The following is a 23,622-nucleotide window of genomic DNA, read 5'->3' as shown; positions in this document are numbered from 1 at the left end:
AAAGTCGGGTAACCGACGTTGCGTTGGCGCTTTTCCCAGGCCGTTGGCCTGGGCTGAGGAGCGCCGCCTCTTCGAGGCTTCAAACCCGGGATTGCTTAGCCGCATTAGGTCTAGGCCAAAGCTTCCAGGACGAACCAACTTTCGTATCACCACACCTCCGGCCCCAGGCATGAAAAAACCCCGCAGTCACGGTTTACTGCGGGGTTTTTCTTGGATCCTGCTTCAGCAGGGTCCCTGGATTACAGGGAGCCTTTCAGAGAGGAGGAAGCCACGAAGCGCACAGTCTTCGAGGCCTTGATCTTCATGGAAGCGCCGGTCTTCGGGTTGCGGCCGGTGCGGGCTGCACGCTTGGCGACCTTGAAGGTGCCGAAGCCGATGAGCTGGACGTTGCCGTCCTTCTTCACGCCTTTGGCGATGGATTCGAGGACAGCTTCGAGGGCGTCGGAGGCGGCGCGCTTGCTGGTTTCGCCACCGAGGTTCTTCTGAACCAGTTCCAGGAGTTGAGCTTTGTTCATGTTGTTCGGGTAGTTGGTTGCTAGTGTGTTCGGCAAATCCGCGGGTTGATTACCACGGTGTCGCGGGCGATTTAGAGGCCAACCACCGTTCACCGTCAAATACTAAAATCGCCGCCAAGCCCCTATCCAAGCGGATTTATGAGCACTCAGACCCTTAAAAACTTCTTGATTCCAGGCACCTCCCCGTCCGTGCCGGAGACCGCCTTCATCGCCCCGGGAGCCGTGGTCATCGGCGCGGTGGAACTCGGTGTCGAGTCGAGCATTTGGTTCGGCAGCGTGCTGCGCGGTGACATCAACCGCATCATCGTCGGCAGCCAGTCAAACGTTCAGGACGGTTCCGTGCTGCATGTCAGTGATGATCACGCCTGCGTTTTGGGGGATCGCGTGACGGTGGGTCATCGCGCCATCGTGCATGCCTGCACGGTGGAGGATGATGTGCTCATCGGCATGGGTGCCATCATTCTGGATGGTGCGCGCATCGGTGCGCGCAGCACCATCGCCGCAGGTGCCTTGGTCACCAAGAACATGCAGGTGCCTCCAGGTTCGCTGGTCATCGGCGCGCCTGCGAAAGTGGTGCGTGCATTGACTCCTGAGGAGCAGGCCGCGAACACGAAGCTCGCGCACAAGTATGTGGAAGTCTCACGCCGTTATCTTGCCGAGGATGTGCCTTCGCTGATCACACCTTCGTCAGTTGCCGCCGGAGAGACAGCTCGAGACTCGTGAGCAGGATGACCATGATGAAGAACATCACCAGGCCATTGATCCACAGCGTGCTGAACTCCGTGCCGAAGTAGCGCTTCGTGGTGCCGAAAAACACATTCGGGCTGCGCTTGCGGCGGTAGTCCTCACGCTCCATCTCAGCCTTCGTCACGAGGTCGAGCACCTTGCGGTTCACATACACCTCCTCCGCGCTCACACCGTCCTGGCGTTCCAGCGCCTTGTTCAGCAACTGTGTCTCCAGACGGCCATGGATGCTGTCCGCGCGGATGTCATTCAGCAGGTCCACAGCCTCGTCCGCGTCCCTCGCATACAGGCCGGAAACCACGGCCAGCGCCTGCTTGGCGGTGTCCAGCTCACGCTGCTGGTCCTTGGTCATCTTGATCTCCTTCGGCTGGTCCACCAGCTCCTGGATGCGCGCCTCCAGCTGGTCCTGGGTGGAGGTCAGCGGGTTCAGCTTCGCCTGGGAGATCAGCATGGCCTCATAGCTCCAGCGCAGCGGCATGAACTGGCAGATGAAGGGCACCTTCAGCTTGCTCGGCTCATTCTCATCCGTCACCCCGGCACGCTCCAGCCAGCGGGTCACGGAGTAGACGAAGTCCAGGTTCTTGTTCATCTCCTCATACTTGATCAGCGCCCCGCCGAGGATGATCTGCGGGATGAGGATGAGCGGGATGGCATTGATGGCGGCGCGGTTGTCATTCACCACGCAGGAGATCAGCAAGCCGAGACACGCGCCTGTCAGCGAGGTGATGAACATCCACCAGAGATGCACCCAGAACATGTCACGGATCTCCAGCACGTTGTTGCCGATCAGCAGGTAGATCACGCACTGCACCAGCGCGAAGGTGCTGAGGGAGATCACCTTCCCGCAGAGGTAGTAAAAGGTGCGCAGGTTGTGATTGCGCTCCCGCTTCAGCAGATGCCGGTCACGAATGATCTCATCCGCACTGTTGGTTAGTCCCAGGAACATGGCCACGACCAGGCTCATGAAGAGATAGGTCGGGATGTGGAAGGCCGTGGCGAAGGTGTAGTTCTCCTCCTCGCTGTATTTCAGCACGCTGGAGATCAGGAAGGCCAGCAGCGGCGCCTCCAGCAGGGTCGTCAGCAGGTTCGTGCGGTTGCGCAGCTTCGAAAGGAAGGCGCGCTCCAGGTTCGTGACAAAGAGAATGCTCTCCTCCCGCAGCGAATGCTTCGGCGGCTTCGGCACCGTGCGCGAGCGGGGAGAGGCTGTGTTCGTGTCGTCCTTCCGCGGCCGTGAGATCACATTCGTGGCGCCCGGCATGGCCTGCACCTTGGCCATGCTCTCCAGCAGCAGATGGCTCTGGTAACGGTCACGCCAGAAGTTCGGCGGGAACCGGCGCGCGGCCACCATGTGACCGTCCACGCTGCGCTCCTGGATGATGTCTCCGCTGATGTCATGCAGCGGTGTCTCCAGCACGTCGAAGACAAAGTCCGGCGTGATGTTCGCGGGCATGCTTGCCTCACGCTGGCCGGTCTCGTCATTGTAGGCCTTCCAGAAATACTCCAGCAGCCCCTGCGGCGTGCCGAAGAAGGCCATCTTGCCGCCCTTGTCCAGCAGCAGCGCTTTATCAAACATCTGCAGCAGCCTCATGCTCGGCTGGTGGATGGAGACCAGCACCAGCTTGTTGCGCGCCAGACTGCGGATGATCTCCAGCACGTGCTCGCTGTCCTTCGATGACAGGCCGGAGGTCGGCTCATCAAAGAGATACACGTCCGAGATGCCGATCATGTCCAGACCCGCATTCAGGCGCTTGCGCTCACCCCCGGAGAGATACTTCTGCTCAGGCGTGCCGGCGAGCCGCTTGCGCATGTCCGCGAGGCCCAGTTCAGCCAGCTTCGCCTCCACACGCTTGCGGCGCTCTTCTTCCTTCAGATGCGGGCAGCGTATGGCCACCGAGAAGTCCAGGTTCTCCTGCACCTTCAGCAGCGGGTCAAAGGCATCCTCCTGCGGAATGTAGGCGATGTAGGGCGTGAGATTGCGCCGGTTGCCATACAGTGACAGGCCGTTCATCAGCACCTCGCCTCCACGGGTCTTCAGCTGGCCGCCGAGCACACGCAGCAGCGTGCTCTTGCCACAGCCGCTGGGCCCCATGACGCAGATCATCTCACCACGTCGGGCGATGAAGCTGATGCCGTCCAGAGCCGTGTCCTTGTTATCAAACCGATGCGAGAGCTCACGAACCTCCATCTGGCGGATGACGTTCTTCTCCTCCTCGATGATGCGGTCGCTGAAGTGGCAGCGCAGGAACTGGCCTTCGCCCAGAGTGATCGTGTCACCATCACTGAGCGCGATGCGGTCACGCACCGGCACCAGGCCGATGTAAAGCGGGCGCGAGGAGCGCAGCACCTCCAGAGTGCCCGTCTTCTGCGTGTAGTTGCACTCGATGCGCAGCAGGATCTCTCCCTCCGTGTCTTCACTCAAAAGGATGTCACCTTCTTCCAGCAGCTCAGGCTTGTTGGAGACCAGGTAGGTATTGCGGCTGCCCTCCAGACGGAACTGCCCGCCGAATTCACCCGCACGCACACGCAGGTCACGCAGCGCGATCTCGATCTCACCATGCGCGATGATCTTGTCCTCGATGGAGGCCTCGATGCGCGTGCCTTCACGCAGCGGGATGTTGTTCAGCGTGGCGTCGGTATTGCGCAGCGCCTCCACCGTCACCCCCAGGCCGAAGCTCACACGCAGGTTCGTGCCACGCGTGCGCTGGGAGGAGATCTCCGCATCCCCCGTGTCCGTGAGGATCAGGTAAAGCTGCGAGCCCGTGACCGTCTTCTTCGCATTGAAGTAGGACGTCAGGTCATTGAAGTCCAGCGTCACGTCCTCCAGCAGCACTCGCTCACCTGGATACAGGCGTGAGAAATCACCCGGAAGCACACGGCGGCTGCGCACCAGGATCGGCACCTTGCCGGTATTCTTGATCAGGACGAGGTTTTGATAACGAAACGCCGTCACCGTGCAGCCGGGAGACAGCGAGCGCAAAACCACGGAGCTCGCATCAGTGGGGCCGATGATCAGCGTCTCCAGCGGCTGGCCGCTCTTCGTCACAAACTCCTCCTCCGGCGCGCGATCACCAGCATTCAGCTGGTAGACGATGTCGATGGCCTGGGCGGCGATGCCCAGGTTCGTCATGAAGAGATAGAACTCCACCATCTGCCGCTGGTTCGAGACCGACTGGGAGATCAGCAGGTAGAGCTGCACGCAAAGCAGGATCTTTTGATCCATGGCCAGCTGGCCGCTCAGGTCCTTCGCCCGCTCACCCAGGTTCTGCGGCTCCTGCAGCGCCTCGAAATACAGGCGGCGCATGTCCGAGTAGATCGCCCCGGAGTAGTCATAGCGCAGATAGCCGAGCGAACGCTCGATTTCCTCCTCCTCCACCTCACCATCGAGTTTCGAGAAGCCCGCGAAGACCTCGATGAGCACCGGCAGCATGGAGTCTCGCGTGGCGCTGATCTGCACGCCTTCGCTCGGGCCGCGGCCCAGCAGGCGATGCCACCAGCGCCGCGCCTTGTCCACAGGACCGGCCGGCTCCGGCGGTCGCTGAATTAGGGGTCTCGGCATCTGGGCGGTGCTCATGCGTCGGGAAGCGGGCCGAGTATGGAGGAAGCGTTCACAAAAACAACCAGCGATACCGTTCGAACACCACTTTGGAGGGTATCACAGAAGAAAGGGGGAGTTTTTATCATGAAAGGGGGGGAGGAACGGTGGCCACGAACAGCCGTTCAAAGCCACCTTATTCCCCCCTTACCGAAAACCGCCCCCAAAGTTTCCGTCATTTTTCTCCGCCCACCGCCACCCATTCAGATTTCCCACAGATTCAGAAAGGCCAGCAGATTAGCTTTCAGCTCTCACTGATCATTCAAAAGCAATCTGCTGGCCTCCCTGAATCTGCTGGAGCCTCATCTCTTCTAAAAAGACAGCCCCCCACCATCAACGGCTCCCGTCCGCTTTTCGTGTGTTCCGCTTCTATACCCCAGCAGAAATGGCAAAGAGGCAAACAGCCAAGCATCCCCAGAAATCTTTCTGCCCTAATTTTTCTGCCAAAACTTCTGGTTAGCCCCCCTGCTCCACCCACCACGCCCCAAACCTAACCAATTTTCAGTTTTCAGTAATCTGGGCCTCACGTCCCGCGCCTCTTCAGCACCGCCACCCAGCGGTCCACCGACTTCCCAGGCGCATCCTTCAGCGCGCGGCTGGCCTTGTTGCGCCGGTTGCTCACCACCTCCATGCCCAGAGACTCCAGCGCCCGCAGCGCCAGCCGGTGCTCCACATCAAAGTAGCTCGTGATCACCAGCATGCCGTCCGGCCGCAGCTTGGCGATGCCCTGGTCAAAGATCTTCTTCCACAGCTCCTGCCCGTGCCAGAAGTTCTGATGCCGCAGAAACACCATGTTGAAGTCATCCCCCAGCTCCTGGTGCTGGTCGATCTTCGTTGCATCCTCGATCAGAAACTTCGCCGGCAGATTCGCATGCGTCTCGCGCGCCTGGCGGATCTCGCGGATGCGGATGTCCGCGCCGATCATCTCCACATCCCCGCTCTTCGTGAGTTCCGAGCCCACCTGGATCAGCGTCTCCGCCTCGTCACAGCGCCCGCAGGCCAGGTTCAGGATGCGCATGTCACTGGCGGCTCCCTTCGGCAGATGCGGCTGCAAAGAGTCCTGCAAAAGCGTTTTCAGCTTCGACATGTCTTCGGCGATCGGCGTGGGCAGATGGAGATCAGGCTTCATAGGGCGTGCTGTTCTTTTCAAGCCAGGCCGCGTATTCGGCCTCGGTCATCTCTCCGGCCGCCAGAGCCAGCGTGGAGATGGCGGCATCGGCTTCGGTTGCAGCAAAATGATATCCATTGAGCTGAAGCATCAAGGCTCCGGCCAGAAACCCGATACGCTTGTTGCCATCAATGAAGGGATGATTCTTCACCAAGCCCGTCGCATAGCTGGCCGCCAGATCAAAAATGCTGGCTTGGGCATTGTAAGCATGGACGTTCTGCGGCTTGCCAAGCGCCGAGTCTAACAATCCATCATCTCTCAAGCCGGAAGAGCCGCCATGCTCATTGAGTGATTGTTCGTGGAGAAGCAAGATCGTCTCCTTGAAGATCCATTGGGGTTCCCTCATTTGGCCAGTTCCCGCAGAGTATTTCGATAACGTTGCATGAGATCTTGGGCGACTTTGAGCTGTTCGCTGACCGAAGGTTTGGCCGTGCTGATACGAAGGCTGTCATCGTTCGCTTCCGTCAGGAGCACTGAATCCCCTTCGTCCACACCAAGCTTGGCCAGAGCCTCTTTTGGAAGCACGAGGCCGACAGAATTGCCGATTTTGCGAAGTTTGAGTTCAAGGACCATAAGACAATGTATCCACACACGTTATAACATGCAAGCCCGCTCTCAGTCCCTCCAGCGACCATGCTCAGGGCTGATCTGGTGCTTTTCCTCCTTGCTTCCCCCCACCCTCCGCGTTCCCATCCCCCTCTCATGGCACTGATCATCAATGGCGAAGAAATCGACGACGAGGTCGTCGAGTCCGAATTCCGCAACGTCAAAGGGCACTACGAGCGTACGCTCCAGGTCGCCTGCTGCGAGCGTGACAACGAATTCCGCGGCTACGCCAAGGACAACCTCATCTCCCGCGTGCTCCTGAACCAGGAAGCCGTGAAGCGCGTGCCCCAGGTGGATGAGGACGCCATCACCGCCCGCCTCACGAAGCTCATCGACGAAGCCGGTGGCGAAACCCAGTTCTACATGCGCATCGGCATGCCCTACAAGGACGAGAAGGTCGTCCGCGAAAACGTCGCCGGTGGTGTCCGCCTGGACCAGATGCTGGCCCAGGTCTACGGCGCCGAGCCCGAGCCCACGGAAGCCGAGCAGCGCGCCTTCTATGAGAAGCATCTCTCCAGCTACATGACCGAGGAGATGATCCACGCCGCCCACATCACCAAGAGCCTCCAGGGCGCCAAAAGCCGCCAGGAAGTCTTTGATGCCCTCCGCTCCATCCGCCAGGAACTCCTCGCCGGAGAAGACTTCATGAAGCTCGCCGAGCAGCACCGCGCGGATGAGCAGCAGCAGATCGATCTCGGCTGGTTCAAGCGTGGTGACTTCATGGAGGAGTTCGAGACCATCGCCTTCTCCATGGGTGAAAACGAGGTCAGCCCCGTCTTCACCACCCAGCTCGGCTTCCACATCTGCAAGGTCCTCGGCCGCAAGCCCCAGGAACCCGTCGCCTTCGACATCGTGAAGGACGCTGTCCGCCAGCGCATCATCGAGGAGCATCGCGACAACAAGTTCAACGAGCTCATCGAAGAACTCAAAGCCGTCTCCGACATCAAGGACACAGATCCTCCTGAGGACACCAGCTGCCCAGGCGGACATTGACCTCACCTTCCCTGCACATCGCCCCCATGACTCTGGCCCAAAGGCTCGCCTGCCTGCTGCTTCCGCTGCTGCTCATGTCCTGCGCCGGCGTGCGGCCGCAGCCCATCCTCAGCAAGACCCTCACCTTCACCGCCGCCGATTTCGGCCCGGCGGAGATGAGCGCCCCGCTGATCGGCCCGGGCAGCCAGGACCGGCAGGTGCTCGTGGTTCACAGGCACCAGTCTGGAAACCCGGCCGTGCAGATCTTCGCCCCCCAGGCCATCAAGCACCTCAACCGCAGCGTCAAATCCCTGCCGCGTGACGGCACCCACACCGCCCTCCGTGCCCGGCTCATCCGCACACGCACCCTGATCCTGGACTTCTACAACCAGCGCCGCACCGCCTTCCAGTCCGTCCCTCCCTACAATGCGCGCAACGGCTACCTCAGCCGCCAGATGCTCATGCCGGGCATCGGCACCACCTTGTAGGCCGCGTCAGGCCATATCGAAGGAGCCTTTTTTGCCAAACCGCGCAGGCCCGTCACGTTTCATCCGCATCGATGACACGTCTCGCCTGCCTCCTGGCTTTCCTCACCCTCTGCACCCTCCAGGCGGGTGAGGTGAAACATGCGACTCCGAATGACTACCGTCGTTGGTTAGGCGAACTGAAGGCAGGAGACACGCTGGTGCTCGCGGAGGGTGTGTATGATCGTGGCTTGCCGGTGACCGGGGCGCATGGCACCCCGGAGGCGTGGATCACCATCCAGGGTCCTGAGACAGGTGTGGCAGAGATCCGCCAGACCCAGGTGGCGAACTGCGTGGAGCTGCGGCAGTGCAGCTTTGTGGCGCTGAAAAAGCTCTCCATCATCGGCGACGGTCCGAAAGGCACTCCAGGCCTGTTTGGCATCAGCGCACAAGGCGGCCTGAAAAACAGCGTGCATCACATCGTGATCGAGGACTGTGTGATCCGTGACTGGAACACCTCCCAGCAAGCCGTGGGCATCTCCACCAAGACACCCACCTGGGACTGGATCATCCGCCGGAATGTGATCCGCAACTGCGGCACCGGTTTGTATCTCGGTAACTCCAACGGCATGGACCCCTTCATCCGCGGGGTCATCGAGCATAACCTCGTGGAGAACCCGGTCGGCTACTGCATGGAGATCAAATTCCAGAAGCCGCGTCCCGTGGTCGAAGGCATGCCGTTAGAGCCAGGCCGCACCATCATCCGGCACAATGTGTTCATCAAAAATGATGCACCGAGCCCGGATGGAGACCGTGCCAACCTGCTCGTGGGCGGCTTTCCGAATGAAGGGCCGGGCTCGCAAGACATGTATGACATCCACGGGAACTTCTTCTGGCACAATCCGCGTGAGTCGCTGCTGCAGGTGTCTGGGCGCGTCACGATCCATGACAATGTGTTCGCAGACTGTCCCTCCGCAGGTCATGCGGCGATCATGTTGCGTGATCATGATCTGCCCGTGAAGCTGGCGCACATTTATAACAACACCATCTGCTCTGCCGCGCGCGGCATCCGCATCGCCAGTGCGCCGCGGGAAGGACATGCGGTCGTGGGGAATGTGGTGTTCGCCGGGGAGCCGCTGTCCCTCCATTCCACCTGCCATGTCGTGGGCGTCAATGTCACCGGCTCCACCGCCGAGGCCACCGAGCATCTCATGAATCCGCGCCTGATTTTGGGCGAGGTAGACCTGCATCCGAAGGAAGGTCACTGCACGGCTGATGACACGAAGCATCCCTTCTTCAAGACTCTTGGCGAGTATGATCTCGACTTCGATAAAGTGTCCAGAAGACGAGGCTGGTTTCCCGGAGCCTATGCGGGCCCTGCCCGGGCTGTGAGCTGGCCCCTGCAAAGCGCAGTGAAGCCGTAGATTCGATTGCGCAGCGCGGGCACATCCGTTCAATGGCCTCATGTCCGCCAAGCCTGATCCCGCCTCGCTGCCCTGCAGTCCTCTGGATGAAACCGCCGGTCTGAAATACTTCCCGCGCATGCTCGGAAAGATCCGCCTGCATGCCGAAGGAAAGCTCTGGGAAGATCTGCATGGAAATCTCGGCAAGGGCTCGGATGGCTCCTGCACCGGCTTTCTGCACATCAACTATGACAAGCTGAAGGCGCGTGTGCTGGAGGGCGGCAGCGATGAGGACATCCTGCAATGGTGCCAGGAGCATGGCCGCCCGCTCAATGACACCGACAAGCTGGTCTGGAACTACTACGTGCTCAAGCTCGGCTGGAATGACCACATCTCCGCCACCCTGGAAAAACGCAAGGTCGATGGCGGGCTCGGTGATCGCCATGACATCCAGACCATCACACACTTCATCGATGTGGATGAAGGAAGGCAGCCATAGGCTGGAATGACGAAATCAGAATGACGAATGCCGAATTTTAGATGATGTAGAAAATGGCGCGCATCGTAGGATAGAGCGGGGGCACCTTGGATGGTTGGCACGTCCGACGTCTGGCTTGAGGCATTATTGCTTCGTCATTCGTCATTCGTCATTCGTCATTCGTCATTCGTCATTCGTCATTCGTCATTCGTCATTCGTCATTCGTCATTCTGGTTTCGTCATTGCCCCCGCCGCTACTTCATCTCTCTGATCCAGTTATTTCATGAGCCAGGACTCCACCACCTCCCCACCTGCCCCGTCATTCTGGCGCAGCGTGGCGCAGTCACTGCGCGGGGAGGAGCATGACTACACGTCTCTGCCCATGAACCGCGCCATCATCCTGCTGGCGGTGCCCATGGTGCTGGAGATGATCATGGAGTCCCTCTTTGCCGTGGCGGATGTGTTCTGGGTTTCACGCCTGGGCAAGGAAGCCGTGGCAGTGGTGGGTATCACGGAATCCGTGATGACACTGATCTATGCCGTGGCCATCGGCATCTCCATCGCGGCCACGGCCATCGTGTCACGCCGCATCGGTGAAAAGGAGCCTGAGCTCGCGGCACAGGCCGCCGCGCAGATCGTGCTTCTGGGCGTGCTGATGGCCGCAGGCATCGGCGTGGTGCTCGGCATCTTCGCACCGGACATCCTGCGCGCCATGGGCGCCGATGAGAAGGTGGTCACCATCGGAGGCTCCTTTGCACGGGTGATGCTCGGCGGGAACATCACCGTCTTCCTCATCTTCCTGATCAATGCCATCTTCCGCGGCGCGGGAGATGCCGTGATCGCCATGCGCACGCTCTGGCTGGCGAACGCGCTGAACATCGTGCTCGGCCCTTGTTTTATTTTTGGTTGGGGCATCTTTCCAGAGATGGGCGTCACCGGCGCGGCCGTGGCCACAAACATCGGTCGTGGTGTGGGTGTGCTCTATCAGCTCTGGCATCTGGCCGGGCATCACAGCCGCGTGAAGGTGCGCTGGGAGCATTTCAAGCCGCGACGCGAGATCCTCGGCACCGTGCTGAGCAAGTCTGGCAGCGGCATCGCGCAGTTTCTCATCAGCACCACAAGCTGGGTCGGCCTCTTCAAGATTCTCGCCATGTTCGGCAGCACCGCGCTGGCGGGTTACACCATCGCCATCCGCATCGTGACCTTTGCCCTCATGCCCGCCTGGGGTTTGGCAAATGCAGGCTCCACCCTCGTGGGCCAAAACCTCGGCGCGAACAAGCCGGAGCGTGCCGAGGCAGCCGTATGGATCGCCACGAAGCTGAACATCCTGGTGCTCAGTGGGGTGGGCCTGTGCTTTGTGATCTTCGCGGGACCGCTGCTCCGTCTTTTCAGCCCGGAGCCGGACGTGCTGGCCTTTGGCACACAGTCACTCTGGATCATCAGCTTGGCCTTCCCGCTTTATGCCGCAGGCATGTGCTTTGAAGGTGCCTTCAATGGCTCGGGCGACACATGGACACCCGCGCGCCTGAACTTCCTGTGCCTCTGGCTCGGCCAGATCCCCATCGCCTGGCTGCTGGCCAGGACCCTGGGCTGGGGTCCGATCGGCGCCGTGATCTCCGTGCCCGCAGCCTACTCGCTGCTGGCCGTGTGGAGTTTCTTCTTGTTCCGGCGCGGAAAGTGGAAGCTGCAGAAGGTGTGAGATTTCCCGCGAACGCGTGATTTGAGCTTTTTCAGCGCCTCGCCAGGCTGGATGCCGTGTGCAGGCTGGAAGCATGTCAGCGTGCCGCCCACAAGATTTCCTACCGATCCGAATCATGATTTTGCGCCCTCTTCTCTTTCTCTGCATCGCCACCGCCGCCCTCGCGGCTGACGCACCCGAAGAAGCAGTTCAAAAAGCGCATGACGAGCTCTGGCGCAGGTTTGTTGATGAGCACCACCTCATCCTCGACTACGTCGGACTGAAGGGAGAGATCGTGCGACCCACGCCCGAAGATTGCCGCGAGATGAAGCCGAGCGCTCTGAGCTGGGGCGTGCCGAATGAGGACGGGCCCATGTTCAACGGCCTGTATCTAGATGCGCTGTGCAGCCGCTGGACGATCACGAAGAGCGAGGAAGATCGTGCGAAGGCTAGACGCATGATCGAAGGACTCATCAAGGTCTCCACCATCGGCAAGACACCCGGCTTCATCGCTCGCGGCATCGCCACAGACGGCAAGACCACCTACAGCATGGGATCGAATGACCAGACGACACCGTGGCTCTATGGCATCTGGCGCTATATCAAAGATGGTTTGGCCAGGGATGAGGCAGAGAAGAAGGATCTCATCGCCCGCTTCATCGCGCAGATCACCGTGCTGGATGCCAACGGCTGGAAGATGCCCGCGGACGGCCCGCCTTCGAAGTATCGCGGAGATCTCAACAAGCCGACCTGGGAAGGCGCGCCGAGGCTGCTCTTTGTGATGAAAGCCATGCATGCCTTCACGGGGGATGAATCCTGGCAAAAGCGCTACGTCGATGCCGCGAACGAAAAGGTGGGCAAGTCCCAGCGCCCGCGCATCGACTTCTGCCGCGAGGGCATGGTCTTTGATCCAGGTCAGGGTCCACGTCATTCCTGGACAGGATCTGAAGGCGTGATCTGCCTGCGCGCCTTGTGGGAGATGGAGACCGATGCAGCCCTAAAAGCCGTCTATGCCGAAGGCTTGCGACACAGCGCCGAGCTCTCCGCCAAGAGCCTGGGACTCATCTCCGAGTTCGATGTGAACGGCACCGAAGTCTTCAACGTCGACTGGCGCATGATGAACGCTGCCTGGAAGCCACAGACGAGCGAGCTGGAATCGGTGCAGGTTGCCCTGGCAGGCCTGAAGCTGCAGCACGCCGCCTCACCGCGCATGCACATCGAGAAAGACTACCTGCGCGAACCCTGCTTCGCCGCCTGGGTGGTCACGCTGTGTCCAGACCGCGAGTATGTCATGTCCCAGCGCACGGCGATCGAGAAGGTCATCACGCATTATGACGTCAGCCGCGTCTATCTGAGCCAGTTCTTCCCCCTGGAGTCCGCCTGGTGGCGCATCAAGCTGCTGGAAAATGAGTGAGCAACTGATCTGCGATAGTCGCGAAGCGTCCTGGACTGCGCCGGCCATCCCTGAGCGTCACCCATAACTATGACGTCGACGAGGACGTTTGGCCGTCCCTGACAAAGCGGGACAACACACTAGGATGCCGCAGGCCGCGGCGTCCAAGGAGCGCGGACTTCAGTCCGCAGCAGGTCGAACGCCCTGGTGATCTCCTTCATCCGTGCTCGTGTCCTTCGAGCCCACGTCTTCGTCTTGAAGACATCACCAGTCACAGGGCACCTATGACAGCGAATGATCCGCTGCGGACTGAAGTCCGCGCTCCACAGCGCTACTTGGCCAGCGAAGGTCTGCCTCATCGACTTATGGGTAAAACTCAGGGCCCTCCGGCGCTCTGGAAGGCCTAACGAGAAGCTTTGCAGAAGTGGAATGCGACGGCCTTGGAATGAGCTTTGCTCATAAGTCATTGCTGGGGGGGGAATCGCGAGCCGGAGGCTCGCAAGACATTAGCCGGTGGTGAAGCGAAACCGCGGAGCGGTGCAGCGAGAACCACCGGAACACATCACAACACCGCCCTGATCAGCCACGCGCCCCGAAGGCGGCGCGAGAAGCCTGCAAATACATGGTCATGGGTAGAGCTCAGGGCCTTGCGAACCTGACTCCCCCTCCATCATCTGTCCCTCAATCCTTCGAGTTGATATTCCCCGACTTCCGGATGGCCCGAAGCAGCCGCCAGCCCAGAAACAAACTCACGACATAACCAAAAGCACCGAAAATGGACACGCCAAAAAGCACAGGCTGCGCCTGGTTGCTCCAAAGCTGGGATGATCCCAGGAAGATGGCCGCAGTAAGCACGCCCAGCACCAGTCGGTTCACGATGGGGTCCAGGTGCCGGTGATCCAGATGCACCGTCAGGGTGCCGTCACGAAACCGCGCCAGCAGATCCGCGAGATCACGCGGCAGCAGCGTGATCAGCCGGTCCCAGTCGCGATAGGTCCGCCGCGCCCGGCGCAGCAGACGTGAGGGGGAAAGCCGCCGCATCACCATGCGCTGGCAGAAGGGCTGCATGAGCTCCGCCAGGCTCACCTCGGGGCTGAAGCGGCGGCTCGTGCCCTCCAGCACGATGAGCGTCTTCAAAAGCACCGCGAGCGGCGGCGGCAAGGTGATGTGATAGCGCCGGACGATCTCGATGAGTGATGACAAGGCACCGCCCACATTGATGTCACGCAGCGGATGCCCCACATAGTCCGCCATGAAATCATCCAGATCCGCACGCAGCCGCTCACGGGGAAAATCAGAAGGCACAGCCCCTAAACGCAAAACTTGTTCGGTGACCTGGCCAGAGTCGTTCTCCACGATGGCCAGCAGCAGCGCCTCCACTTCGTCACGCAGCTCGTCATCGATGCGGCCCACCTGTCCGCAGTCGATCACACCCACCACACTGCCGGGCATCAGCACGAGGTTTCCCGGATGCGGGTCCGCATGGTAGAAGCCATCGCGGAAAACCATCTCCAGATACATGTTCGCACCGCGCCGGGCGAATTCGGTGAGGTCCTCGCCAGAGAGTTTCAGCGCCGCCACATCATTGCCAGGCACGCCATTCAGCCGCTCCATGGTGATGATCTGATGCGAGCACAGATCAGGATACACCGTGGGGATGTGCACATCCGGCTCGGCCGCGAAATGGCGCGCGAACTCCTCCAGGTTCCGCTTCTCATACGTAAAATCCATCTCCCGCAGCAGCGTGCGGCGGAACTGGCGCACCACGGCCACGGGTTGATACGGACGCAGCGAAGGCGAGTGCTTTTCCAGCAGCTCCGCCAGTGCCTGCACGATCTCCAGATCCGTGCCCACCTTTGCCTCGATGCCGCTGCGCCGCACCTTCACCACCACACGCTCCCCACTATGCAGCCGTGCACAGTGCACCTGCGCGATGGAGGCCGCCGCCAGCGGCGTGTCCTCAAACTCCGCAAACAACTCCTCCACCGGCCGCCCCAGATCCGTCTGCAAAATCTGCCGCGCTGTCTCCGCCGGTTCAGCGGGCACATTCGCCTGCAATTCCGCAAGCTCTGCGGTCATCTCAGGGCCGATGAGATCCGCGCGCGTGCTCAGCATCTGCCCCAGCTTGATGCCCGTGGTCCCCAGCTCCGTGAGCGCCAGCCTCACCTTCGCTGCGGTGGACACATCCGCGAGCACCTGCCCGTCCGCGCTGCGCAGCCGGTTGTTCAGCCAGGGATAGTCAAACCCGCCGAACATGTCCGCCAGCCCATACTTCCCCAGCACCGCGGCGATCTCGCCGAGACGCTTCGCATGACGTTCCAAACGCGCGATGGCATCAATCTTCATGCGCACACCATACACAAGACCTCACGCCTGTCGAAGGACTCGCACATGCTGAAAACCGCGCTCATCCATCGTCGGCTCACTTCTTGCCGATGCACCACAGGTTCTTATACCCGCGGATGAAAAGCTGCCCGTCACTGACAGCGATGGAGCCGATGATCTTCTCACCCAGGGAGTTCGTGGAGAGCAGCTCAAACGTCGGGCTGGCCTTGAAGACAAAGCAGTCGCCACCCTGATTCGCCGCGTAGCATTTGCCATCCGCGCTGAGCACCAGTGATGACCAGTTCTGTCCTGTGGGTCCCGGACCTTTGAGACGTTCGTTGTAGATCATCTCACCCGTTTTCAGATCACGACACTCCACGATGCCCCCATCACTGAGGATGTAGTGATAGCCGTCTTTGATCACCCCGCTGCCGATGCGCTGGCTCACCTTCGGCAGATGCCAGAGACGCTTTTCGGTCACGTCCCCCTTGCCACCGGCCTTCACCGCCACACCCATGCCGCCATACCCGCCGTAAGCGATCACCGTGTTGTCCGGTGCCAGCAGCGGTGAGTTATAAACCAGCGCATTCAATCCATCACAGGTCCACAGCTGCTTCCCACTCAGAGGATCAAAACCCGCCACGCGCCCCGGATAACTGAGGATGACCTCATAATGATCATCGATCTTCCGGAACAGCGGGTCCGCCCATGAACCGAGCCACTTTTTCTCCGCGCCTTCACCCGAGGCACCACCGGGTTCATTATGCTCCCAGAGCGTCTTGCCTGTCTTGAGATCAAAGGCATACAGAGTGGTCTTCTCGCCGGGCCCGAAGTTCAAAAACACCCGGTCTCCGGCAATCACCGGCGAGGTGCCGTTTCCCCAGATGTGATGCTGCTTGCCCAGGTCCGTGCGCTTCCACAGCTCCTTGCCTTCGAAGTCATAACAAAAAACACCGGCACTGGCAAAGAACACCACGATCTGCGTTCCGTTCGTGGCCGGTGATGCCGCGCAGTAGGGGTTCGTGGCATGGGTCAGCTCCGGCTCCTTGTAGGTCGTGCCCGCCTCCCAGAGTTGCTTGCCATCCTTGCGATCAAAACACAGCAGCAGCCTCTGCCCCGCCTTCTCCACCGCCTGCGTCACCAGCACCTTGTCACCCCACACCACCGGCGTCGAGTTCCCGCGATCCGGCAGCGCCACCTTCCACACCACATTGTCCGTCTGGCTCCACTTTTCCGGCAAACCAGATTCCGTGGTGGTCCCGTCCCCGCTCGGGCCGCGCCACATGGGCCAGTTCGCCGCAGGGCAGGAAGAGGCCATGAAGGATCCGAGAGCACCGAGCAGGAGGAGTGTGCGTTTCATGCAGCTTAGAACGTGCGGAAACCTGCCGACCTTGTGCCAATTCTAGGCCGGTCTCCTCGGGTGAAGACTTGCCAGGCCTCATGGGAGCCACGAAGACATGCCATGCCCTCTGCCCCCGAAGGATCTGCCATCGCCCGCGCCCGCATCTTGCGGGAGCAGGAACGGCGCACCGGAACATTGGATCTCGGTGACCTCGGCCTCACCGAGTGGCCTAACGAACTGTGGGAATTGAATCACCTCTCCTGCCTGAATCTCGGCGTCGGCTGGACAGACGCCGCCAACGGCTTCCACCCCGCCTCGCCCGGCATCCCCTATGCGCCCAATACCCTGCCTCCCGCAGCGGCGCGTGAACTCTGGAATCGTCTGCCCAATCTGCAGATCCTCTCCCTCGCCGGAGCACGCGGAGATGGCAGCGCCTGGGATGATCTCGCAGGTCTCGAAAGCCTCCCCCAGCTTCGCGTCCTGGACCTCTCATGGACATCCGTGGAGGATCTCGCACCCCTCGCCAGCCTGACTTATCTGGAGGTGCTGGATGCCTCCTACACCTTCCTTTCAGACATCCGTCCGCTGGCCCGCCTCAGTGCCCTGCGTCATCTCGACCTCAGTCATACGAAGGTGGCAGACCTCGCCCCATTGCAGGATCATCCCGCCCTGCAGGTGCTGCTCTGCTATCACACCCCAGTCACCACCGTGGCTCCGCTGAGCGGCCTGCCCGCGCTGAGAAAGCTGGACCTCACCCAGACCCAGGTCACCGACCTGGAGCCTCTCATCACCCTCCCTGCCCTCGAGACCCTCCTGTGCGCCTGGACACCAGTCGAAACCATTCCCGAATCACTGGTTAGGCTCGCGTCATCCGCTCCGCATCCACCCACAGGTCAAACTCCTCCCCCGTGAGATGCCCGCTCTTCACCGCGGCATCACGGAGCGTGAGACCTTCCTTGTGCCCCAGTTTGGCAATGGCAGCCGCCTTGTCATAACCAATGTGCTGATTGAGCGCGGTGACCAGCATCAAGCTGTTGCCCACATAGCTGTCCACCTTCTCACGATTCACCTTCAGGCCATCGAGGCAGTAGTCCGCAAAGCTGCGCAGCGTGCCGGTAAGGAGATCCGCGCTGTGCAGGAAATTATGGATCATCACCGGGTTGAAGACATTCAATTCAAAATTCCCCTGGCTCGCCGCAAAGCCGATCGCCGCGTCATTGCCCATCACCTGCACCGCCACCATCGTCATCGCCTCGCTCTGCGTGGGGTTCACCTTCCCAGGCATGATGGAGGAGCCCGGCTCGTTCTCCGGCAGCGACAGCTCGCCCAGCCCACAACGTGGACCTGAGCCCAGCCAGCGGATGTCATTGGCGATCTTCATCAAACTCGCCGCCAGGGTCTTCAGCGCACCGCTCGCATACACAAACTCATCATGCGCGCTCAGTGCCGCAAACTTGTTCGGGTGGCTCTTGAAAGCCAGCCCCGTGAGCTCCGCAATGGTCGCTGCCGCACGTTCAGCAAACTCCGGATGCGAGTTCAGCCCCGTGCCCACCGCCGTGCCACCGATCGCCAGATCACGCAATCCCACCAGCGTCTCCTCAAGCCGCACCACATCACGATCAATGAGACTCACATAACCACCGAACTCCTGCCCAAACGTGACCGGCGTCGCATCCTGCAGATGCGTGCGGCCGATCTTCACGATGTCATTGAACTCCACGCGCTTCCTCTCCAGAGCCTCGCGGAAATATTTCGCCGCAGGAATCAGCCGGTGCGTCACCTCCTCCACCGCGGCGATATGCATCGCCGTTGGGAAAGTATCATTGCTGCTCTGCGACATGTTGACGTGGTCATTCGGATGCACCGGCGCCTTGCTGCCCATCACCCCACCCGCCATCTCGATCGCGCGGTTGGAGATGACCTCGTTGGAGTTCATGTTGCTCTGCGTGCCAGAACCCGTCTGCCAGATGCGCAGCGGAAAATGCGCGTCCAGCTTCCCCTCGATCACCTCATCCGCAGAGCGGCAGATCAGCTCCTTCTTGTCAGCAGCCAGTTTCCCGAGATCACAATTCACCATCGCACACGCCTTCTTCAGCACCCCCATCGCACGGATCACCGCGCGCGGCATCACATCCTTGCCGATGGCGAAATACTTCAGCGAACGCTGCGTCTGCGCCCCCCAGTAAGCCGTCTGCGCCACTTCAATGGCTCCCATCGTATCAGTCTCAGTGCGGGTCGGAACAGAAGTCGTGCTCATAGCTCCCAGCATGTCCACAAGTGCCTTCGAGTCAAAGCACACCCATGACACTCTTCTACAAAATCCCGCATCCACTACGAACAGCTGAAATTGATCAGCCATTCCGGCGAGCCGGAGGCTCGAGAGAAATTAGCCGGTGGTGAAGCGAGGCTTGGCGAGCGAGAACCACCGGATAAAATCGCCACGTTCAGTTGTTTGACCATGCGCACCGGCAGGTGCGCGAGAAGTCAGCGACAACACCCACAACCTCTCCGCTCCCACATCGAAAACAAAACAGCCCGCACCGGCCACAAGATGACCGGCACGGGCTGCATGAAGAGCAGCGGGGGGATGCTTCAACTCTTCAAATCTCAGCTCTTCAAATCAAACCGGTCCAGGTTCATCACCTTGGTCCAGGCAGAGACAAAATCGTTCACGAACTTCGCCTTCGCATCGTCACTCGCATACACTTCCGCGATCGAGCGGAGCTGCGAGTTCGACCCGAACACCAGGTCCACAGACGTGGCCATCCACTTCGCCTGCCCGCTCTTGCGGTCCACACCCTCGTAGAAGTGCTCGCACTTCGGCGAGACCTTCCACTCCGTGCTCATGTCCAGCAGGTTCACGAAGAAATCATTGGTTAGGGCACCACGATTCTTGGTCAGCACACCCAGGTCAGGATGACCCGTGTTCGTGCCCAGCACACGCAGGCCGCCCACCAGCGCCGTCATCTCCGGAGCGGAGAGCGTGAGCAGTTGAGCGCGGTCCACCAGATTCTCCGGTGCGGGGCGGTCAAGCTCATGCCCCAGGTAGTTGCGGAAGCCGTCATGTTTCGGCTCCAGGAAGGCCACAGAGGTGACATCCGTCATCTCCTGCGTGGCATCCGTGCGGCCTGGCGTGAAGACCACCTTCACCTCATGCCCACCCTTGCTGGCCGCCGCTTCCACGGCGGCACTGCCACCGAGCACAATGAGATCCGCGATGGAGATCTTTTTACCACCGGCCTTGGCGCCATTAAATTCCTTCTGGATCTTCTCCAGCGCCGCCAGCACCTTCGCCGTCTGCGCAGGATTGTTCACCTCCCAGTCCTTCATCGGAGCCAGGCGGATGCGCGCACCATTGGCACCACCGCGCTTGTCACTACCACGGAAGGAAGCCGCCGAAGCCCAGGCCGTGGAAACAAGTTCCGAGGTCGTCAGACCAGAGCCAAGGATCTTCGTCTTCAGCGCCGCGATGTCCTGTTCGTTCACCAGTTCATAGTCCACCGCAGGCACCGGGTCCTGCCAGGTGAACTTCTCCTTCGGCACATCCGCACCCACATAGCGGGCCATCGGTCCCATGTCACGATGCGTCAGCTTGAACCAGGCCTTGGCAAAGGCCACCTCAAACTCCTTCGGGTTCTCAAAGAAGCGCTTGGTGATCTTGGCATACGCAGGATCCATCTTCAGCGCCAGGTCGGTGGTGAACATGATCGGCGCGTGACCCTTCTTCGGATCATGCGCATCCGGCACCGTGCCCTTCCCTGCCCCGTCCTTCGGCACCCACTGCTTCGCACCCGCCGGGCTCTTCGTCAGCTCCCACTCATAGGCATAGAGGTTTGAGAGATACATGTGCGACCACCGCGCAGGCGCGCTCGTCCAGGCACCTTCCAGGCCGCTGGTGATGGTGTCTCCGCCATTGCCCTTGCCGTGCTTGTTCTTCCAGCCCATGCCCTGCTCTTCCAGGCCTGCGCCTTCAGGATCAGCACCCACGTTCTTCGCATCGGCGGCACCATGCGCCTTACCAAAAGTGTGACCACCGGCAATCAGCGCCACGGTCTCCTCGTCATTCATCGCCATGCGGCCAAAAGTCTCGCGGATATCCTTCGCGGCAGCCAGCGGGTCGGGATTCCCATTCGGGCCTTCCGGGTTCACATAGATGAGGCCCATCTGCACAGCGGCGAGAGGCTTCTCAAGCTCGCGCTCACCTTGATAGCGCTTGTCACCCAGCCAGGTGCTCTCCGGCCCCCAGTAGATGTCTTCCTGCGGCTCCCACACATCCGCGCGACCTCCGGCAAAGCCGAGCGTCTTGAAGCCCATGGATTCGAGCGCCATGTTGCCCGTGAGAATCATGAGATCCGCCCAGGAAATCTTGTTTCCATACTTCTGCTTGATCGGCCACAGCAGGCGCCGCGCCTTGTCCAGGTTCGCATTGTCCGGCCAGCTGTTGAGCGGGGCAAAGCGCTGCGTGCCATACCCAGCACCACCCCGCCCATCACTCACGCGATACGTCCCCGCGCTATGCCAGGCCATGCGGATGAAAAGCGGCCCATAGTTCCCGTAGTCGGCCGGCCACCAGTCCTGGGAGGTCGTCATCAGATCACGCAGATCCTTCTTCAGCGCCTCGAGATCCAGCTTCTTGAACTCCTCCACATAATCAAACTCAGCCCCCATCGGATTTCCCTTGGGCGAGTTCTGGTGAAGAATCTTGAGATTTAACTGGTTAGGCCACCAGTCGTGGTTCGACATCGCTCCCGCTGCCGTGTGTCGCGCAGCACTCGCCGGCTTGCCCATCACAGGACATTGGTCGATCGGGTTCGTTTTCGGGGAACCACCGTCCTGGGCGGAGGCCAGCAGGACGGGAATGATGGCTGAGGAGGCAAGCCACCCCGTGAATGTGGGCGATTTCATGGCAGTAGGATTCAGTGGGTTGAGTGGCGGACTTGGATTGGGTGGTCCGTGGCACAGGCAACCTCTGGCAAGATTTAATCCATGCATCCAATGCATTGTATGTATCCTTGCGATGCGCTGTACGCATTGCTAAGATAGCCCTATGAGGACAGATCTGAACTTCCAATCGCTCGAGCAATTCATCGCTCTGGCCCGCACGAAGAACTTCACCCGTGCCGCCACGGAGCTAAATCTCTCCCAGTCCGCGCTCAGCCGCTCCATTCAAAAACTCGAAGACCAGCTCGGCCAGCCGCTCTTTGAGCGCAAGCCCCGTGAAGTCGTGCTCACGGACCTCGGCGAGCTTCTGCTGGAGCGCGCCAAATCCATCCTCAAACTCGTCGAAGACACCTTCTCCGAGCTTTCCGAGGCAGGCCAGCGCAGTCGCATCCGCCTCGCTGCCATCCCCACCATCGCGCCCTATTTTCTACCTGGTTTGTTAGGCGGCTTTGCCGCGAAGCATCCGCAGATCTCCGTCATCGTGCAGGAGGACACCACCGAGATGCTCATCAAGCGCTGCAGCCAGGGTGAGATCGACCTCGCCATCGTCGCCCTGCCCATCATCGCGAAGCATCTCGAAGTCGAGCCACTCTTTGATGAAGAGCTCCGCCTCGTCGTTCCCGTCGGTCATGCCTTGGCGAAGTCCGCCTCTCCCACCATGCAGGAGGCAGGAAACTATCCCTTCGTCATGCTGAATGAAGCCCACTGCCTCTCGGAAAACATCGCCAGCTTCTGCCGTCGCCAGTCCGTGCAGCCCGTGACGGTGGAGCGCACCAGCCAGCTCGCCACCGTGCAGGAGCTGGTGTCGCTCGATCACGGCGTCTCCATCGTCCCTGAAATGGCGCGCCGCCTGGACCTGAGCGACCAGCGTGTCTACCGTTCCTTCAAAGGTGAAAAGCCCGTCCGCACCGTCGCCATGATGTGGAACGCCTCCCGCTATCAAAGCCAGGCCATGGCCGCCCTCATGAAGCACATCCGCAACCATGCGCGTCATCTTCACGCGAGCACCACGAAGAAGTGAACCCTTTCAATCTCTTCATAAAATAGAGCATAACGGTCGGCCTTCGGCAGGGTATTTAAGTGTGTGCCAGCTCTCCGCACAGGACTTTGCCTTTCACACACCTAACTAAATATGCTCACTTCCATCACCGTCCGCGCCATCGCCTGGGGCGGCAAATTCATCGGCCAGGGCCAGGACGGCGTGGCCCGGCTCACCGTCACGGATGACTACGGGAACATCATCGCAGGCGTGCAGGATGCCCCCATCACCCAGGGAAATGTCGACGGCGGCGATGGCTCCGGCGTCACGCAGGACATCATGCAGAGCGTGCCCTGGGGCACACCGGTGAATCCGACCGATGCCTATTCCTACACCTTCTCATTCGAGCCACCGGCACCGGTCCAGCTGACCTTCACCGTCAACGTCTTCCACAATGGTACGCTCATGGCCACCGCGAGCAACCAGCAGGTCGTATGGCCGGGGCTCACGCTCAGCGGCACAGCGGCCGTGGTGGTCGTCGTTCCCGGACTGCTGACAAACATGATCACGCCTGCTGCCCTGACCACCGGCCAGCCCACCACCATCCAGGCCAACGTCTACATGATGTGCGGCTGCAAAATCGACAACGACTACTGGCCCGGCGGCAATTTCAACGTCCAGGCCGTGGTCACCAATGCCAGCGGCACCGTGGTGGCCACCGTGCCGCTGTACTGGCAGAGCCTTGCCACTTTTGCAGGTAGCTGGACTCCGGAGACGCAGGGCCCCGTCACCCTCCAGTCCTTCGTGATCGAAACCACCAACGGCAACACCGCATTCTCAGTGCCCGTGTCGGCGAACGTCCAGTAACGGGAGGCCCTCTTCATGGAGGCTCGCACAACGGAGTGACTTAAGGAACGAGTCGCATGTTGTATTGCCATTCAAACGTGGGTTGGAAGGCCAAAGGCCTTCCGCATCATAGCGAAGGATTGGCGAGCCTTAGCGAGCCTACCCTGGTGATGAGC

The 23,622-nt window shown here is 60.6% G+C and carries 19 protein-coding genes; 10 read left to right on the top strand and 9 right to left on the bottom strand.

Annotation, left to right across the window (positions count from 1 at the left end):
- Positions 1 to 239: 239 nt before the first annotated feature.
- Positions 240 to 515, bottom strand: coding sequence for an HU family DNA-binding protein (locus BGE01nite_RS24705; RefSeq protein ID WP_146854793.1), 276 nt, complete (start codon positions 513 to 515; stop codon positions 240 to 242).
- A 138-nt stretch (positions 516 to 653) separates the two neighbouring features.
- Here BGE01nite_RS24705 and BGE01nite_RS24700 point away from each other — a divergent pair, with 138 nt between their 5' ends.
- Positions 654 to 1,238 carry a gamma carbonic anhydrase family protein gene (locus BGE01nite_RS24700; RefSeq protein WP_146854791.1) on the top strand — a complete coding sequence of 195 codons (585 nt, stop codon included), beginning with the start codon at positions 654 to 656 and terminating at the stop codon, positions 1,236 to 1,238.
- Here BGE01nite_RS24700 and BGE01nite_RS24695 read toward each other — a convergent pair.
- The 4 genes from BGE01nite_RS24695 to BGE01nite_RS24680 form a co-directional block, all read right to left on the bottom strand.
- Positions 1,192 to 4,815 (bottom strand): ATP-binding cassette domain-containing protein, encoded by a 3,624-nt coding sequence (locus tag BGE01nite_RS24695; protein ID WP_170267032.1) that lies wholly within the window; start codon positions 4,813 to 4,815, stop codon positions 1,192 to 1,194. The two genes, BGE01nite_RS24700 and BGE01nite_RS24695, sit on opposite strands and share 47 nt — an antisense overlap.
- A gap of 559 nt (positions 4,816 to 5,374) precedes the next feature.
- Entirely contained in the window at positions 5,375 to 5,980 is a 606-nt protein-coding gene (locus BGE01nite_RS24690; RefSeq protein WP_146854787.1) for a methyltransferase domain-containing protein, read from the bottom strand.
- Complete coding sequence (locus tag BGE01nite_RS24685; RefSeq protein ID WP_146854785.1) at positions 5,970 to 6,365, bottom strand: type II toxin-antitoxin system death-on-curing family toxin; 396 nt, start codon at positions 6,363 to 6,365, stop codon at positions 5,970 to 5,972. Before BGE01nite_RS24685 ends, BGE01nite_RS24690 begins: the two co-directional genes overlap by 11 nt.
- The gene (locus tag BGE01nite_RS24680) at positions 6,362 to 6,592 is read right to left on the bottom strand and encodes an AbrB/MazE/SpoVT family DNA-binding domain-containing protein (RefSeq protein ID WP_146854783.1); all 231 of its coding nucleotides are present in this window, start codon (positions 6,590 to 6,592) and stop codon (positions 6,362 to 6,364) included. Before BGE01nite_RS24680 ends, BGE01nite_RS24685 begins: the two co-directional genes overlap by 4 nt.
- 129 nt (positions 6,593 to 6,721) lie before the next feature.
- Here BGE01nite_RS24680 and BGE01nite_RS24675 point away from each other — a divergent pair, with 129 nt between their 5' ends.
- From BGE01nite_RS24675 to BGE01nite_RS24650, 6 genes are all read left to right on the top strand, one after another.
- The gene (locus BGE01nite_RS24675) at positions 6,722 to 7,618 is read left to right on the top strand and encodes a peptidylprolyl isomerase (protein ID WP_170267031.1); all 897 of its coding nucleotides are present in this window, start codon (positions 6,722 to 6,724) and stop codon (positions 7,616 to 7,618) included.
- 26 nt (positions 7,619 to 7,644) lie between these two features.
- Positions 7,645 to 8,085 (top strand): hypothetical protein, encoded by a 441-nt coding sequence (locus tag BGE01nite_RS24670; protein WP_146854779.1) that lies wholly within the window; start codon positions 7,645 to 7,647, stop codon positions 8,083 to 8,085.
- Between the two features lie 71 nt (positions 8,086 to 8,156).
- On the top strand, positions 8,157 to 9,485 hold the full coding sequence (locus BGE01nite_RS24665) for a polysaccharide lyase domain-containing protein (RefSeq protein WP_146854777.1): 1,329 nt from the start codon (positions 8,157 to 8,159) through the stop codon (positions 9,483 to 9,485).
- Positions 9,486 to 9,525: 40 nt separating this feature from the next.
- Positions 9,526 to 9,963 carry a DUF5069 domain-containing protein gene (locus BGE01nite_RS24660; protein ID WP_146854774.1) on the top strand — a complete coding sequence of 146 codons (438 nt, stop codon included), beginning with the start codon at positions 9,526 to 9,528 and terminating at the stop codon, positions 9,961 to 9,963.
- A gap of 262 nt (positions 9,964 to 10,225) precedes the next feature.
- Positions 10,226 to 11,641, top strand: a complete 1,416-nt coding sequence (locus BGE01nite_RS24655) for an MATE family efflux transporter (protein WP_146854772.1) — start codon at positions 10,226 to 10,228, stop codon at positions 11,639 to 11,641.
- Positions 11,642 to 11,756: 115 nt separating this feature from the next.
- A complete protein-coding gene (locus tag BGE01nite_RS24650) occupies positions 11,757 to 13,034 on the top strand; it encodes a hypothetical protein (RefSeq protein ID WP_146854770.1) in 1,278 nt (425 codons plus the stop codon).
- A gap of 660 nt (positions 13,035 to 13,694) precedes the next feature.
- Here BGE01nite_RS24650 and BGE01nite_RS24645 read toward each other — a convergent pair.
- Positions 13,695 to 15,359: an ABC1 kinase family protein gene (locus BGE01nite_RS24645; RefSeq protein ID WP_146854768.1), complete on the bottom strand. Its 1,665-nt coding sequence runs from the start codon at positions 15,357 to 15,359 to the stop codon at positions 13,695 to 13,697.
- Between the two features lie 76 nt (positions 15,360 to 15,435).
- Positions 15,436 to 16,698 carry a PQQ-binding-like beta-propeller repeat protein gene (locus BGE01nite_RS24640; RefSeq protein ID WP_146854766.1) on the bottom strand — a complete coding sequence of 421 codons (1,263 nt, stop codon included), beginning with the start codon at positions 16,696 to 16,698 and terminating at the stop codon, positions 15,436 to 15,438.
- Between the two features lie 102 nt (positions 16,699 to 16,800).
- Here BGE01nite_RS24640 and BGE01nite_RS24635 point away from each other — a divergent pair, with 102 nt between their 5' ends.
- Positions 16,801 to 17,592, top strand: coding sequence for a leucine-rich repeat domain-containing protein (locus tag BGE01nite_RS24635; protein WP_146854764.1), 792 nt, complete (start codon positions 16,801 to 16,803; stop codon positions 17,590 to 17,592).
- Here the strand turns inward: BGE01nite_RS24635 and fumC are convergent.
- Together fumC and katG are read right to left on the bottom strand one after the other, a co-directional pair.
- On the bottom strand, positions 17,537 to 18,937 hold the full coding sequence (gene fumC, locus BGE01nite_RS24630; protein WP_146854762.1) for a class II fumarate hydratase: 1,401 nt from the start codon (positions 18,935 to 18,937) through the stop codon (positions 17,537 to 17,539). The genes BGE01nite_RS24635 and fumC overlap by 56 nt on opposite strands.
- Positions 18,938 to 19,287: 350 nt before the next feature.
- Positions 19,288 to 21,585 carry a catalase/peroxidase HPI gene (katG, locus tag BGE01nite_RS24625; protein ID WP_146854760.1) on the bottom strand — a complete coding sequence of 766 codons (2,298 nt, stop codon included), beginning with the start codon at positions 21,583 to 21,585 and terminating at the stop codon, positions 19,288 to 19,290.
- A gap of 154 nt (positions 21,586 to 21,739) precedes the next feature.
- Here katG and BGE01nite_RS24620 point away from each other — a divergent pair, with 154 nt between their 5' ends.
- Together BGE01nite_RS24620 and BGE01nite_RS24615 are read left to right on the top strand one after the other, a co-directional pair.
- Entirely contained in the window at positions 21,740 to 22,642 is a 903-nt protein-coding gene (locus BGE01nite_RS24620; protein WP_146854795.1) for a LysR family transcriptional regulator, read from the top strand.
- 111 nt (positions 22,643 to 22,753) lie between these two features.
- Complete coding sequence (locus tag BGE01nite_RS24615; RefSeq protein WP_146854758.1) at positions 22,754 to 23,467, top strand: hypothetical protein; 714 nt, start codon at positions 22,754 to 22,756, stop codon at positions 23,465 to 23,467.
- Positions 23,468 to 23,622: the final 155 nt, after the last annotated feature.

Source organism: Prosthecobacter gellanilyticus (genome assembly GCF_007992435.1).
GTDB classification, from domain to species: domain Bacteria; phylum Verrucomicrobiota; class Verrucomicrobiia; order Verrucomicrobiales; family Verrucomicrobiaceae; genus Prosthecobacter; species Prosthecobacter gellanilyticus.
The sequence above is the reverse complement of the archived record's forward strand: the minus strand, read 5'-3'. Positions and strand labels throughout refer to the sequence as shown.

What these genes read in the sequence shown, in the direction of transcription:
- BGE01nite_RS24705 (WP_146854793.1), bottom strand. Translation starts at nt 515, where the DNA reads ATGAACAAAGCTCAACTCCTGGAACTGGTTCAGAAGAACCTCGGTGGC.
- BGE01nite_RS24700 (WP_146854791.1), top strand. Translation starts at nt 654, where the DNA reads ATGAGCACTCAGACCCTTAAAAACTTCTTGATTCCAGGCACCTCCCCG.
- BGE01nite_RS24695 (WP_170267032.1), bottom strand. Translation starts at nt 4,815, where the DNA reads ATGCCGAGACCCCTAATTCAGCGACCGCCGGAGCCGGCCGGTCCTGTG.
- BGE01nite_RS24690 (WP_146854787.1), bottom strand. Translation starts at nt 5,980, where the DNA reads ATGAAGCCTGATCTCCATCTGCCCACGCCGATCGCCGAAGACATGTCG.
- BGE01nite_RS24685 (WP_146854785.1), bottom strand. Translation starts at nt 6,365, where the DNA reads ATGAGGGAACCCCAATGGATCTTCAAGGAGACGATCTTGCTTCTCCAC.
- BGE01nite_RS24680 (WP_146854783.1), bottom strand. Translation starts at nt 6,592, where the DNA reads ATGGTCCTTGAACTCAAACTTCGCAAAATCGGCAATTCTGTCGGCCTC.
- BGE01nite_RS24675 (WP_170267031.1), top strand. Translation starts at nt 6,722, where the DNA reads ATGGCACTGATCATCAATGGCGAAGAAATCGACGACGAGGTCGTCGAG.
- BGE01nite_RS24670 (WP_146854779.1), top strand. Translation starts at nt 7,645, where the DNA reads ATGACTCTGGCCCAAAGGCTCGCCTGCCTGCTGCTTCCGCTGCTGCTC.
- BGE01nite_RS24665 (WP_146854777.1), top strand. Translation starts at nt 8,157, where the DNA reads ATGACACGTCTCGCCTGCCTCCTGGCTTTCCTCACCCTCTGCACCCTC.
- BGE01nite_RS24660 (WP_146854774.1), top strand. Translation starts at nt 9,526, where the DNA reads ATGTCCGCCAAGCCTGATCCCGCCTCGCTGCCCTGCAGTCCTCTGGAT.
- BGE01nite_RS24655 (WP_146854772.1), top strand. Translation starts at nt 10,226, where the DNA reads ATGAGCCAGGACTCCACCACCTCCCCACCTGCCCCGTCATTCTGGCGC.
- BGE01nite_RS24650 (WP_146854770.1), top strand. Translation starts at nt 11,757, where the DNA reads ATGATTTTGCGCCCTCTTCTCTTTCTCTGCATCGCCACCGCCGCCCTC.
- BGE01nite_RS24645 (WP_146854768.1), bottom strand. Translation starts at nt 15,359, where the DNA reads ATGAAGATTGATGCCATCGCGCGTTTGGAACGTCATGCGAAGCGTCTC.
- BGE01nite_RS24640 (WP_146854766.1), bottom strand. Translation starts at nt 16,698, where the DNA reads ATGAAACGCACACTCCTCCTGCTCGGTGCTCTCGGATCCTTCATGGCC.
- BGE01nite_RS24635 (WP_146854764.1), top strand. Translation starts at nt 16,801, where the DNA reads ATGCCCTCTGCCCCCGAAGGATCTGCCATCGCCCGCGCCCGCATCTTG.
- fumC (WP_146854762.1), bottom strand. Translation starts at nt 18,937, where the DNA reads ATGAGCACGACTTCTGTTCCGACCCGCACTGAGACTGATACGATGGGA.
- katG (WP_146854760.1), bottom strand. Translation starts at nt 21,585, where the DNA reads ATGAAATCGCCCACATTCACGGGGTGGCTTGCCTCCTCAGCCATCATT.
- BGE01nite_RS24615 (WP_146854758.1), top strand. Translation starts at nt 22,754, where the DNA reads ATGCTCACTTCCATCACCGTCCGCGCCATCGCCTGGGGCGGCAAATTC.